This window comes from Amycolatopsis sp. MEPSY49 (genome assembly GCF_051337345.1).
Lineage (GTDB): Bacteria > Actinomycetota > Actinomycetes > Mycobacteriales > Pseudonocardiaceae > Amycolatopsis.
Genome location: NZ_JBDLYJ010000009.1, coordinates 206,532 through 219,181, shown reverse-complemented (window position 1 = coordinate 219,181; position 12,650 = coordinate 206,532). Strand labels below are relative to the sequence as shown.

General features: G+C 73.0%; 12 protein-coding genes. 5 read left to right on the top strand and 7 right to left on the bottom strand.

Features of this window, described 5'->3' with window-relative positions:
* Window positions 1-135 precede the first annotated feature (135 nt).
* Entirely contained in the window at window positions 136-879 is a 744-nt protein-coding gene (locus ABFJ78_RS34195) for a zf-HC2 domain-containing protein (RefSeq protein WP_436391115.1), read from the bottom strand.
* A gap of 149 nt (window positions 880-1,028) precedes the next feature.
* On the opposite strand from ABFJ78_RS34195, the gene ABFJ78_RS34190 reads away from it, so the two are divergent.
* A complete protein-coding gene (locus ABFJ78_RS34190) occupies window positions 1,029-2,021 on the top strand; it encodes a TerC family protein (RefSeq protein ID WP_436391113.1) in 993 nt (330 codons plus the stop codon).
* Here ABFJ78_RS34190 and ABFJ78_RS34185 read toward each other — a convergent pair.
* Window positions 2,001-2,417, bottom strand: coding sequence for a VOC family protein (locus ABFJ78_RS34185; RefSeq protein ID WP_436391112.1), 417 nt, complete (start codon window positions 2,415-2,417; stop codon window positions 2,001-2,003). The two genes, ABFJ78_RS34190 and ABFJ78_RS34185, sit on opposite strands and share 21 nt — an antisense overlap.
* Window positions 2,418-2,439: 22 nt before the next feature.
* Between ABFJ78_RS34185 and ABFJ78_RS34180 the strand changes: the two genes are divergently transcribed.
* A complete protein-coding gene (locus tag ABFJ78_RS34180) occupies window positions 2,440-3,087 on the top strand; it encodes a GntR family transcriptional regulator (RefSeq protein WP_436391110.1) in 648 nt (215 codons plus the stop codon).
* On the opposite strand, the gene ABFJ78_RS34175 is transcribed toward ABFJ78_RS34180, so the two are convergent.
* Window positions 3,088-3,810 carry a TetR/AcrR family transcriptional regulator gene (locus ABFJ78_RS34175; RefSeq protein WP_436391108.1) on the bottom strand — a complete coding sequence of 241 codons (723 nt, stop codon included), beginning with the start codon at window positions 3,808-3,810 and terminating at the stop codon, window positions 3,088-3,090. It abuts the gene before it with no gap.
* A gap of 89 nt (window positions 3,811-3,899) precedes the next feature.
* Between ABFJ78_RS34175 and ABFJ78_RS34170 the strand changes: the two genes are divergently transcribed.
* Both ABFJ78_RS34170 and ABFJ78_RS34165 read left to right on the top strand, forming a co-directional pair.
* On the top strand, window positions 3,900-5,417 hold the full coding sequence (locus tag ABFJ78_RS34170; protein ID WP_436391106.1) for an FAD-dependent monooxygenase: 1,518 nt from the start codon (window positions 3,900-3,902) through the stop codon (window positions 5,415-5,417).
* Between the two features lie 32 nt (window positions 5,418-5,449).
* Window positions 5,450-6,268, top strand: a complete 819-nt coding sequence (locus ABFJ78_RS34165; protein WP_436391104.1) for a DUF427 domain-containing protein — start codon at window positions 5,450-5,452, stop codon at window positions 6,266-6,268.
* Here ABFJ78_RS34165 and ABFJ78_RS34160 read toward each other — a convergent pair.
* From ABFJ78_RS34160 to ABFJ78_RS34145, 4 genes are all read right to left on the bottom strand, one after another.
* Window positions 6,263-8,188: a DNA/RNA non-specific endonuclease gene (locus ABFJ78_RS34160; protein WP_436391102.1), complete on the bottom strand. Its 1,926-nt coding sequence runs from the start codon at window positions 8,186-8,188 to the stop codon at window positions 6,263-6,265. The two genes, ABFJ78_RS34165 and ABFJ78_RS34160, sit on opposite strands and share 6 nt — an antisense overlap.
* Window positions 8,189-8,287: 99 nt before the next feature.
* Window positions 8,288-9,904, bottom strand: coding sequence for a CocE/NonD family hydrolase (locus ABFJ78_RS34155; RefSeq protein ID WP_436391100.1), 1,617 nt, complete (start codon window positions 9,902-9,904; stop codon window positions 8,288-8,290).
* The gene (locus ABFJ78_RS34150) at window positions 9,901-10,494 is read right to left on the bottom strand and encodes a TetR/AcrR family transcriptional regulator (protein WP_436391479.1); all 594 of its coding nucleotides are present in this window, start codon (window positions 10,492-10,494) and stop codon (window positions 9,901-9,903) included. The genes ABFJ78_RS34155 and ABFJ78_RS34150 overlap by 4 nt, the downstream gene beginning before the upstream one ends.
* A gap of 47 nt (window positions 10,495-10,541) precedes the next feature.
* Window positions 10,542-11,441 carry an SDR family oxidoreductase gene (locus ABFJ78_RS34145; RefSeq protein ID WP_436391098.1) on the bottom strand — a complete coding sequence of 300 codons (900 nt, stop codon included), beginning with the start codon at window positions 11,439-11,441 and terminating at the stop codon, window positions 10,542-10,544.
* A 78-nt stretch (window positions 11,442-11,519) separates the two neighbouring features.
* Here ABFJ78_RS34145 and ABFJ78_RS34140 point away from each other — a divergent pair, with 78 nt between their 5' ends.
* Window positions 11,520-12,503, top strand: a complete 984-nt coding sequence (locus ABFJ78_RS34140) for a zinc-dependent alcohol dehydrogenase (RefSeq protein ID WP_436391096.1) — start codon at window positions 11,520-11,522, stop codon at window positions 12,501-12,503.
* The last annotated feature ends 147 nt before the right edge of the window (window positions 12,504-12,650 follow it).

The window sequence follows — 12,650 nt, the reverse complement described above, 5'->3', positions numbered from 1 at the left end:
TCCTGGGCCTGCTTCACGGTAACCCGGGGGAGCGGGGTCGGGGCAACCTTCGCGCAACGGTGGTGCGGACGACGTGAATGACTCATTCCTGTCACCAGGCGACAGGAATGAGTCATTCACTACGTCCGGAGGTGGTCAGCCGGTGAGGCGGGCGGCCGAGCCCGGCAGCTCCCGGTTCGCCTCGTCCAGCCCGCGCGCCACCGTCCGGCACGCGCCGCAGCCGGCGATGTGGTCCGTGACCACGCTCGCCCGGAGTGGGGACAGCGCGCCCCGGACCCACGCGCCCATCCGGCGGCGGGGCTCGCGGCACACCGGCTCCTCCGCGTCGGGCACCTGGACCTGCAGGTACGCCTGCCGCAGCCCCTCGCGCGCCCGCTTCGCCAACGCCGACACGCTGTTCGGCGACAGGCCCAGCAACGGGACCGCCTCCGTCGGCGTGTCGCCCTCGGCCTCGGTCCGCCAGAGCACCGTCCGCCACCGGCCCGGCAGCGTGCAGTACGCCGACCACACGAGCTTTTCGTTCGACCGGTGCAGGGCCAGCTCGTCGGCGCCGCTCGAGCTCGTCTCGGGGACGTTCTCGCACAGCTCGACCCGGCTGCCCTGCCTGCCCCAGCGGCACACCAGGTTCCGCAGCGTCACCACGAGGTACGGCCGCAGGTCGCCGTCCGGTCCGCCGCCCGCGCGCACCACGGCCAGCACCCGGGCGAACGTCTCGGCCACCAGGTCGTCGCGTTCGGCGGGCTGCTTCGCCCACGCCGCCGCGGTCCGGCGCAGCGGCTCGGCGTGCCGGCGGAAGAGGGCGGCGCCGGCGTCGAGGTCACCCGCGCGGAAGGCCGCGAGCAGCACGGCGTCCGGCGGCTCGTCGGCGGCTGTCCACATCGGCACTCTCCGTGACCAGGCGACACTCAAAGTAAGAGGTACGGCAGTGTACGGTACGGCTTCCCCCGCCGCGCGTCCACAGTGGACTCCTGGTGCGCGAGCGCCGTCCCGCCCTTACGCTCGCGGCACACACGGGAGCGGGGGAACGGATGGGCGTCGGCACCTGGCTGGTCACCATCGGCGTCATCGTGGCGCTGCTCGCGATCGACCTCGTGCTCGCCGCGGTCCGGCCGCACCGGGTCCGGTTCGGCGAGGCCGTCGCCTGGTCGGTGGGCTACATCCTGGTCGCGGTGGCGTTCGGCGTCTGGCTGACGCTGGCCCACGGCGGCGAATTCGGCGCCGAGTACTTCGCCGGCTACATCGTCGAAAAGAGCCTGTCGGTCGACAACCTGTTCGTCTTCGTGATCATCATGACGACGTTCGCCGTCCCGGAGGAGCACCAGCACAAGGTGCTCACCTTCGGGATCGTGCTCGCGCTGGTCATGCGGGCGATCTTCATCGCGCTCGGCGCGACGCTCCTCTCGCTGTTCTCGGTGATGTTCCTGCTCTTCGGGCTGCTGCTGATCTACACCGGCGTCCAGCTGTTCCGGCACCGCGACGCCGATCCCGACATCGAGTCCAACGTCGTGGTCCGGACGGCCCGCCGGGTCCTGCCGGTCTCCGACGCCTACGACGGCGGCCGGCTGCTCACCCGCGAGGGCGGCCGCCGGGTGGTGACGCCGCTGGTCGTGGTCCTCGTCGCGATCGGCGGCGTCGACCTGCTCTTCGCCCTCGACTCGATCCCGGCGGTCTTCGGTGTCACCGAGGAGCCATACATCGTCTTCGCCGCGAACGCCTTCGCGCTGCTCGGCCTGCGTGCCCTGTACTTCCTGGTGAAGGGCCTGCTCGACCGGCTCGTCTACCTGTCCGCTGGGCTCGCGGTGATCCTCGCGTTCATCGGGGTGAAGCTGATCCTGCACTGGGCGCACGTCGACATCGACGCGCGCGTCCCCGAGATCGCCACGCCGGTGAGCCTCGCGGTGATCATCGGGGTGCTGGCCGTCGTGACCGTCGCCAGCCTGGTCAAGACCCGGCGCGACCCCGGGGCGAAGGCGCACCCGGGCTCGCTGCGCGCCTCGGACTCAGACCGCGAAGACCTGTGAGTCGTCGGCGAAGGCCTTGAACTCCAGGGCGTTCCCGGCGGGGTCGAGCAGGAACATCGTCCACTGCTCGCCGGGCTGCCCCTCGAAGCGGACGTAGGGCTCGATCACGAACTCGGTCCCGGCGGCGCGCAGCCGCTCGGCGAGCGCCTGGAACTCGGGGATCGTCAGGATCAGCCCGAAGTGGGGGACCGGCACGTCGTGGCCGTCGACCGGGTTGTGGATCCGCTCCGGCCCCTTCGGCGCCAGGTGCGTCACGAACTGGTGGCCGTGCAGGTTCCAGTCGACCCAGGTGTCGGCGCTGCGGCCCTGGTCGAGGCCCAGGACGTCGCCGTAGAAGCGGCGGGCGGCGGTCAGGTCGTCGACGGGCATGGCGAGGTGGAAGCGCGGGATCGTCATGTCTGAATGTTAACATTACGACATGAGTGCTCAAGTGGCTCCCGCGCGCCGGCGCGGGCTCGCCGACGAGGTGGCCGACCGCATCCGTGACGCGATCTTCGACGGCACCTACCCGCCGGGCGGCTCGCTGCGCGAGGTGGAGCTGGCGGACGCGCTGGGCGTCAGCCGCGGCCCGGTGCGGGAGGCGCTGCTCAAGCTCGAACGCGAGGGGCTCGTCCGCGGCGAGTGGCACCGGGGGACAACGGTGACGGCACTGTCCGATGTGGACGTCGCCGAGCTGGACAGCCTGCGGGCGGCGCTGGAGCAGCTGGCCGTCGCGCTGGTGGTCGACCGCGGGGCCGACCTGGCGGCGGTCGACGCCGTCGTCGTACGCATGGACCGCGCGGCCGACGAGCACGAGATGGTCCGCTGCGACCTCGACTTCCACGACGCGGTCTACGCCGCCGCCGGCCACCGCCGCCTGCGCGAAGCGTGGGAAGCGATCCGCTCGCAGGTCCACCTGTTCCTGCTGACCCGGATCGGCGTCGAGTCCGAGGGCTACCTCGCGGGCATCCCCGCGGAGCACCGGCAGCTCGCCGAGGCGCTGCGGGCGGGCGACCGCGACACCGCCCTCGCGCTGTTCGCCGTCCACCGCCGCCACGCGTTAGACGTCCTCACCGGAAGGTCCTGACTACGCCGGCAGGTGGGCGGCGATCCCGGCCAGCACCCGGTCCAGCCCCGCTTCGAAGCCCCGCTCCTGGCGGTCGGCGGCGTGCGGCAGCTCGGCCTCGATCATCACCCGCGTGAACCGCGGGTACTCGCCGCTGTCCATGATCATCGGGCCGTACTCGCCTTCCCGCTCCATCCACTGGTCGTGGCTGAGGCCCGACCGCCGCGCCGCCTCGCGGTCGGTCAGCTCGCCCAGCACGTGGCCCAGGACGAACGCCGAGAGCGTGCCGAGCGCGGCGAGCATCTCGTCGGTGCCGAGGTCCATGCCGTCGAACGCCGAGAGCGTGCGCTCGCGCCAGCGGAGGCTGTGCGGGCCGTGGATCGCCCGGCCCGCCACCACGTTCGCGAACCACGGGTGCCGCAGGCAGACGTCCCGTAGCGAACGGGCGATCGTGCGAAGGCCCTCTCGCCAGCCGGCGGGTAGCGCGGTGTCGCGCAGTTCGCCCAGCACTTCGTCGCCCATCAGCTCCAGCACTTCGTCCTTTTTGGACACGTACCGGTAGAGCGACGTCGTCCCGGCGCCGAGTTCGGCCGCGACGCGCCGCATCGAGACGGCGTCGAGGCCTTCCGCGTCGGCGATCCGGATGGCGGCCAGGGCGACGTCGCGCCGGGTGTGCGCGGGCTTCGGGCCGCGCGTGCCCTGCTCGGGACGCAGCCAGAGCGGTGGCTGGTCGTTCGCCGGCACCGCGGACCTCCTTCGTTATTGCGAACACTGTACCCAGTTCGCTAGCGTGATTATTACTGAGCACACTGTTCCGGGTTCTGGGGGCGAGGATGGACTTCGACGTGGTCGTGGCCGGTGGCGGCCCGGTGGGCCTGCTGCTGGCGGGCGAACTCAGGCTGGGCGGCGCCCGGGTGCTGGTGCTGGAGCGGGCGGCGGAGCCGCCGCGGGCGCGCTTCGGGTCGATGGGGGCGAGGGCGCTGAACACGCCCTCGGTGCACGCGCTGCACCTGCGTGGCCTGCTGCCCGCCGTCGAACGGGCGGCCGCGATGTGGGTCGATCCGCGGATGCTGCCGGGCCCCGGAGATTCGCCGGGCGACTTCTTCGTCGGGCACTTCGCGGGGATCGGCATCCGGGCCGACCGGCTGCGCCCGCCCGGACCGGGCGAGGAGTTCCTCGGCGCCGGGGTGATCAGCCAAGCCGGCCTGGAGGAGATCCTCCGCTCGTGGGCGGACGTGGAGGTGCGGTGCGGCGTCGCGCTGACCGGGTTCGACGAGGACGACGACGGCGTGACCGTCCACACCGGACAGGGGACCGTCCGGGCCGGCCGGCTGGTGGGCGCGGACGGCGGCCGCAGCACCGTGCGCCGGCTGGCCGGGTTCGACTTCCCGGGCGAGGACCCCGTCTTCACCGGCCGGCAGGCGGTGGTGGACCTCGACGCGCCGGAGAAGCTCGTCGCGGGCGACTGGCAGCACGGCGAAAACGGCTCATACGTCGTCGGCGGCTGGGGCGACGGTGACGAACCGCCACGCGTGCACACCGTCGAGTACGAGGTGACCGCCGACCGCGACGAGCCGGTGACGGCGGCGGAGATGCAGGCCAGCCTGCGGCGGGTCAGCGGCACCGACGTGGTGGTCACGCGCGTGCACGTCGGCACCCGGTACGCCGACACGACCCGGCAGGCCACGACCTACCGGCGCGGCCGCGTCCTGCTCTGCGGCGACGCCGCGCACGTGCACTCGCCCGCGGGCGGGCAGGGCCTCAACCTGGGCCTCGGCGACGCGGTCAACCTGGGGTGGAAGCTCGCCCTGGTCGCGCGCGGGCTCGCCCCGGAGTCCCTGCTGGACACCTACACGCGCGAACGGCACCCGATCGGCGCGTGGGTCCAGCGCTGGAGCATGGCGCAGACGGCGCTGAGCACACCGCGCGGACCGCGGGCGGAGGCGTTGCGCGAGGTGGTGGCGGACCTGCTCGACACCCCGGACGGCGCGACCCACGTGGTGTCCCGCATCGGCGGCGGCTGGCAGCACTACGACCTCCCGGGCGACTTCCCGCTGATCGGCCACCGGGTGCCGGACCTCGCGTTGGCCGACGGGACGACGCTGGCGACCCGGTTCCGTGCGGGCGGCGCGGTGCTCCTGGACACGGGGACGGGAGCGGCGCCGGTGGCGGCGGAGTGGGGGAGCCGGTGCCGGGTGGTGACGGCGCGGCCGCTGGCGTTCCCCGACGAGCGGCTGGCGGCCCTGGTGCGTCCGGACGGTTGCCTGGCGTGGGCGTCGGTCGGTGATCTTGCCGTGGAGGAGCTGCGCGCGGCACTGACGACCTGGCTGGGGCCGGCCGGCGGTTCTTGACGGCGGCGCGGTCCGGCGCGGATCGTGGATCCATGGCGACACGCATGGGCGCGCGGTTCACCGGGGACCTGACCGCGCTGCGCTACGAACCGGTGGCCAAGCGGGTGCGGGCCGTCGCGAGTGGACAGACCTTCGCCGGCTCGCGGCGGGCCGTGCTGGTCTGGGAACCGAAGCGGGTGGTGCCGTCGTACGCCTTTCCGCCGGCCGACCTGCACGCGACGCTGAGTCCGGCGGACGAAGCGGCGGCCTCGGAACACCCGGTCCGGCTGGCCGAAGGCGGCCCGCCGGTGCTCGACCCGCGCACCGCGTTCGCCGTGCACACCTGCCCCGGCGAGCCGCTGACCCTGGCCGCCGGCGGCGTGACCCTGCCGGGCGCGGGCTTCCGGCCCGACGACCCCGACCTCGGCGAGCATGTCATCCTCGACTTCGCCGCCTTCGACGAGTGGCTCGAGGAGGCCGAACCGATCGTCGGCCACCCGCGGGACCCGTTCTCGCGCATCGACATCCGGCGCGGCGACAGCCGGGTGCGGGTCGAAGTCGACGGTGTCGTCGTGGCCGACTCGGCCGCGCCCCGCATGCTGTTCGAAACCGGCATCACGACCCGGTACTACCTGCCGCGCGAAGACGTCCGGATGGAGCTGCTCACGCCGTCGGACACCCGCACCACCTGCGCCTACAAAGGACACGCCCGCTACTGGTCGGTGGGGGAGCACCGCGATCTGGCCTGGACCTACGACGAACCGCTGTCCGACGCCCGGGACATCGCCGGGCTCATCGCCTTCCTGACCGAGCGCGTCGACGTCGTCCTCGACGGCGAACGGCTGCCGCGGCCGGTCACGCCGTGGTCATAGCACCAGGTCGCCCGGGCCGCCGACCTCCCGCACCGAGCCGGTCGATTCCAGGCGCTCCAACGGATCCGCGTCCGGCAGCGCGCCGAACGACAGCCCGGTGAGCGACTCGATGCGCCGCACCGGAACCTGGTACGTGCGGTAGGCCCCGTAGCTGAACTCGCCCGCGACCTCCAGGCCGCGGATCAGCTCCTCCTGGCTCAGCAGGTACGCCGTGGCCGACAGCGTCCCGTCGGCCTTCACCATCGCGACGACCTTCCAGAACTGACGCGGCAACCGCACCCCGCGGTAGCGGTCGTCGTCCTCGGCGAGCACCGGGCCGGTCACCACGCTGACCTTCAGCGCGGAGTTCTCCGCGTTGTTCAGCACGTAGTCCTCGAGCCCGGCCCACGTCGTCTTGTTCTGGTTGAAATCCTTGTGCTGCGGCGAGCAGTTGGTGAAGTGGAACGTGTCGTCGTTGCCGAGCTGGGCGAGCGCGCCCCACGCCGGGTCGAGGCGGCGGACCAGGTGCCCGCGGTCGAGCGGGTTGGCCGTGTAGATCTCCTCGCCGACCTGCTCTCCGACGTCGACCCGGGGGTCCAGCGACCAGTGGTCGGCCTCGCGGCGCAGCGCCTGGCTGGTGCGGCCGTCGATGTTGACGGCCGTGAAGAACGCCAAGCGCCGCACCTTGTTCATGACGACGCTGAAGTGGTGGTACGGCAGGACGTACCTCGGTTCGCTCGTCGCCTGGCGGTTTTCCGCGGCCAGCGGGACGAGTGCGTCGGGCAGGGTGGGCAACGGCACGGTGTGCCGGGGCAGGAAGCCCGGGTCGTAGCCTTCGCGGTTCGAGTAGTCGGGGTCGATCCGCCCGGCCTCGGCCGTCGCGGCCGGTTCGGCGCGCAGCCGGATGTCGACCGGCGTCGTCAGGGTGAGCACCCGCGGACCGCCGTCGGCGAGCGGCCGGGCGCGCTCGGGCCGGGTGGCGAGCCGGTCGAGCAGCGCCTGCCGATCGGGCGAAAACCGTTGTGCGCGCAGGAATGCCAGCAGCCGGCTGACCCGGATCCCCTCGTTCAGGAACCCGCCGTACTCCGCGTGTCCCTCGGCCGGGACGCTGGCGTGGTGCAGGGCCACGACCTCCCACTGGTCGTTGAACACCGGCGAGCCCGACGAGCCGGGTTCGGTGTCGGTTTCGTAGTGCAGGAACTTGTCGAGGACGTCGACGATCCGGTTTTCCCGCAGCGCGATCTGCTTCTTGCCGCCGCGCGGGTGCTGGATGATGGTGACGAAGTCGCCGACGATCGCCTTGCCCTCGCTGCCGATCAGCCGGTTGAACCCGAACGGGCGCAGGTCGGCCGCGGTCGCCTTGACCGCCACGAGCGCGAAGTCGAGGTCTTCGTCGGCGACGAAGAAGCGGTCCGGTTCGAGCCCGAACGCGCGCACCGGCCGGGGCAGGCCGTCGACGCCGTCCTGGTAGTCGAATTCGACGACGCTGAACCCGGCCGTCGCGGCGTCGGGCAGCACGTGGTGGTTGGTGAGCAGGAGCTCCGGCGACACCAGCGATCCGGTGCCGTAGCCGGTCAACCGGCCGCGCTCGTCGCGGATGTCGACCCGGCCGACGGCGGCCGAAGCCGTGACGCCGCCTTCGAGGTAGCCCACGCCCAGGAGGTCGTCGGTGAGCACGATCCGTTCGAGGATCGCGCCGGCTGCGGTCATCGCCGCCGGGTCGCCGGCCGCGATCGCCGCCGGGTTCACCGGCCGGACATCGGGGTAGTAGCGGCCGAGCCGGTCGATCCGGGTCGCGACGCGGCTGGGTTCGTCGGCTTCGGCGATGCCGCCGGGCTTGCGCAGCAAGGCGATCTTCGCCCGCCGCTGCCCGGCCCGTTCCGCGGCGCGCGTGGCGGCGGCGCGTTCCTGTTCGGACTGCTGGTCCGTCTTGACGTCCACGGTGCCTCCCCGGCGAATCGGAGCACCGCGTTAGTCGTGCCGCCGCGGAATTCGTTACAGAAACCCGGGTCGACTGCCGGAAAGTTCTTTTCCAGCAGCTTACGTCCGGACCGGGAGCACGATCGCCGACGGGTGCGCCGGATCGTGGTGGACTTCCTGGTCCGCGGCTCGCAAAGTGGTCGCGGTGGCGTGCGGTTCGCCGGTGCCGGGATTGCGGGCGTAGCGGGGGAACGCGCCGCTGGACACCTGGACCCGGATGCGGTGCCCGCGCCGGAAGCGGTGCGCCGTCGGCCACATCCGCACGCTGACCGCGGCCGGTTCATCCGCGTTCCGCAAGCTCGTCAAGCCGTCGCAGACGTTGGTCGACCGGCCGCCGGGGTCGACGTCGCAGAGCCGGACGAAGACGTCGGCGAAGGGCAGGCTGCTGCGGAACCAGATCTCCGCGCTGACGTCCCCGACGACTTCGACGTCTTCGTCGAGCACGGCCGTGGTGTAGGTGAGGACGTCGGCGCGGGCCTCCAGCGCCGCGTTGTCGACCCGGCCGGCGTCCGGGGCCATGCGCACGCCGCCGGCCGCGGGCGTCGGGTCCGCCGGGTCGTAGCGGTAGCGGCCGGGCTCCGACTCCGCCGGCCCGTCCACCGACAGCGATCCGCCGCCGTGGAGGTGGAACCGTTGCGGCGCATAGCCTTCCGGCGGCCAGGAAGCGAAGTCGCGCCAGGCTTCCTCGCCCATGACGAACAACCGGACCGGCGCGCGCTCCGGCGGCTCCTCGCCGCGGGCGTGCGCGAGCCCGAAGCCGAGCGTCTCCCGGAGCGTCGCGCCCGTGCCGGCGAGCAGGTCGGGCCGGCCGGCGTGGGTCCAGGGCCCGACCGTCAGCCGGGGCCGCCGTCCCGCGTCCTGCAGCGTCCGGAAGTCGCGCAGCTGGCCGGGCAGGAAGATGTCGTACCAGCCGCCGATCGCGCTCACCGGCACGGTGACGTCCGCGACGCGCGCCCGGTGGTCGGCCGCCGCCCACCTCGGGTGGGTTTCGGGATGCGCCAGGACGTCCTGGATGTAGTCCGAGCGGTGGCCGATGGCGACGACGTCCGCCTGCGCGAGCGGCAGCGTGGCCAGCGCCCGCTCCAGCTTCTTCGCCTGGCCGCGTTGGCGCAGCAGCGCGAACCGGCGCTCCTGGACGGCGACCTGGACGCCCCAGCCGAACGGCGTCTCCAGCGAAAGGCCGTCCTCCCGCAGGAACTCCAGCGTCAACCCCGATTCGGTGACTTGCGGAACCATCGCCTTCACCTGCGGCGGCAGGCGGTCGGCGACCGCCCACTGGACGTAGCCGAGGTAGCTCGCGCCGACGAGCACCATCGCGTCGCCGAACCACGGCTGCCGGACGACCCAGTCGAGCGTCGCGAGGCCGTCTTCGCGTTCCTGCCGCAGCGGGTCGAAGACGCCGCCGGAGCCGAAGCCGCCGCGGGTGCTCTGGATCAGCACCTGGAAGCCGCGTTCGGCCAGCGGCCGGGCGAACAGCGCGCCGAACGGGCCTTTCCGCCCGTAGGGACTGCGCACCAGCGCGGTCGGCAGGCCGTCGCCGCCCGTGCGGGGCGCCCACCGGTCGGCGAGCAGCTCGGCGCCGTCGGGCATCGGGACGCGCAGGTCGCGCTGGACGACCAGGTGCCGGGTCGCCGGGGCGGGCAGCTCCAGCAGGCGTTCGAGGACACGGCTGATCACCGGTCGGCCTCCTTCGTGATCGTCGCGGTGACGACCGACCGGATCCGCAGCAGCCGGTCGGTGAATGCGTTCGCGTCGAGCGGGTCCGGCCCGCCGACGACCCAGGCGTTGACGACCGCGCCCGCCCCGCCGGTCAGGAACGTGGCCAGGTCCTCGACCTCCCGGTCGCCGAGCCGGTCGCCGAGCGCCTGGCCGAGGTGGCGGCGGTTGAGCGGGAGGAACAGGCCGGTGAGCGCCTCGGTGAACGCGAACGCGGACGTCCCGGTCAGCAGCGCGCGGTAGAAGCGCCGGTGGGCGGCGAAGTGCTCGGCGAGGGCCAGGAGCGCCGCGCGTTCGTCGCCGGGCGGGTCGGCCAGGAGTTCCCGGCGGACGAGGTCGAGCGCGGCCTCCAGGAGGAGCGCGTCGCGGTCGCCGAACTGCTGGTAGAGCACCTGGCGGCTGACGTCCGCCGCCTCGGCGATTTCGGAGACGGAGACGGCGGTGGAGTCCCGTTCGGACACGAGCCCGACGGCGGCGCCCATGAGCGCGGCGCGCGACCGCCGCACCCGTCGGTCCTTGACGGGTGCTTCGGTCGTCCAGTCGGCGCGCATGGCTTCGATAATGGACACTTGTCAATAAAATGGCAAGTGTTCGGTAACTACCGGGCGTCTTGCCAACCCGACGCCCACAGGTGCGTCGGCGACGCCTCGCCACGGAACACCGCCGCGTGCCGCCCGGCGAACTCGGCGAAGGTCGTCGGCCGGACGCCGAACCGCTCGTGCGTGCTCAGGTCCACCCGGGATTCCTCGGCGCCCGTCCGCCGCTCGGCGAACAGCTCGTCCATCGCGTCGGCGAAGAACGCTGGGATCCCGGCGGCGAGCAGCGCCGCCCGCTTGGCTGCCGCGTCGGTGTCGACGTAGCGGACCGGCCGGCCGGCGACCACGGCGATCCGCTCGGCGACCTCGGTCATCGTCAGCGCTTCGGGCCCGGTCAGCTCGTACCGCCCGCCGTCCTCGCCTTCGCCGCGCAGCAGGGCGACGGCGACGCGCGCGATGTCATCGACGTCCACCGGCGCGAGTCTCGCGTCCCCCATCGGCAGGGCCAGCACGCCGTCGCGGCGGATCGACGGCACCTCGCGCAAGTACACCGGCATGAACTGGCTCGGCCGCAGGACCGACCAGGCGAGCCCGGAACCGGCGAGGTACCGCTCGACCTCGGCGTGCATCCGCGCGAACCGGAACCCCGACCCGCTCCGGCACCCCCGCCCGGACATCTTGACGACGTGCCCGACACCGGCGCGCTTCGCGGCGTCGACGAACGCCTGCTGCGTCTCGATGAGCCGTTCGTCGGCGGAGGAGATCAGCAAGGCCCGGTCGACGCCGTCGAACGCGCTCGCGGGCGGGTCGAGCAGGTCGCCGGGCACGACGTCGACGCCGTCCGGGAAGCGGGCGGCCTTCGCGCGGTCACGGACCAGTGCGCGGACCGGCAGCCCGTCGGCCAGGCACGCGCGCAGCACCGCGGATCCGGTCAGCCCGGTCGCCCCTGTCAGCAAGATCATGGTTCTTCCTCTCTCTCGCCTAGTCGGACAACCGAGCCGCCCGAAAGTGATCGCGGAGGCGGATGCGAGCATGCAGCCATGTCGTCGACCATGCGGGCCTTCGTGCTCACCGGCCCGCGCGAAGGGGCCGTCCAGGAGGTGCCCGTCCCGGAGGCTGTCCCCGGGGAGGTCGTCGTCGACGTCGAACGGGCCGGCGTCTGCGGCACCGACGTCGAGTTCTTCACCGGCGAGATGACCTACCTGCACCAGGGCCACGCCGCCTACCCGATGCGGCTCGGGCACGAGTGGTGCGGCACGGTTTCCGCGGTGGGCGCCGGCGTCGACCCCGCGTGGCTCGGACGGCGGGTCATGGGGGACACCATGCTCGGCGACCGGACGTGCCGCCGCTGCCGGAAGGGCCACCAGCACACCTGCGAGAACCGGCAGGAAGTCGGGATCCGCGGCGGCCGGGCCGGGGCGCTGGCCGAAAAGCTCGCCGTCCCCGCGTGGTCGCTGCACGCCCTGCCCGACGAGGTCGACGCCGTGCTGGGCGCCTTGGTCGAACCCGGCGGCAACGCCTTGCGGGCCGCGCGGGCCGCCGGCGTCGGACCCGGCGACCGGGCTTTGGTGCTGGGCCCGGGGACGATCGGCCTGCTCACCGCGATGTTCCTGCGTGCCGCCGGCGCCGAGGTGCACGTCCTGGGCCTGGTCGAAAGCGAGCACGTCCGGACTCGCGAAACGCTCCCGGACCTGCCTTTCGACGCGGTCGTCGACGCCACCGGCGCGCCCGATTCGCCCGCGCTGGCCCTGGAGCTGGTGGAGCCGGCCGGCCGGGTCGTCTACATCGGACTGTCCGGCCGGCCCAGTACGCTCGACAGCCGCGCGCTGGTGCTGAAGGACGTCACGGCGGTCGGTGTCCTGTCCGCGTCACCGGGGCTGGCCGACACGATCGCCGCCTACGCCGCCGGGACGGTCGACCCGCGCCCGCTGGTCGGGGCGACCGTCGGGCTGGACCGGGTCGCCGCGGTACTGGCCGGCGAGCGGTTCGCGGCCCCGAAGGTCCACGTCGACCCGCGGCGCTGACCCTGCTGACGGCTGGCCGGACGACATGAACGACTCGTTCAGGTCGTCGGACGACAGGGTTCCGGCAAAGTCGTGGCCGCGCGGTCTGCCCGGCGTCGCGGCGATGTCATGAAAGGGTCGTTCATGTCGTCTGACGAGGTGAACGAC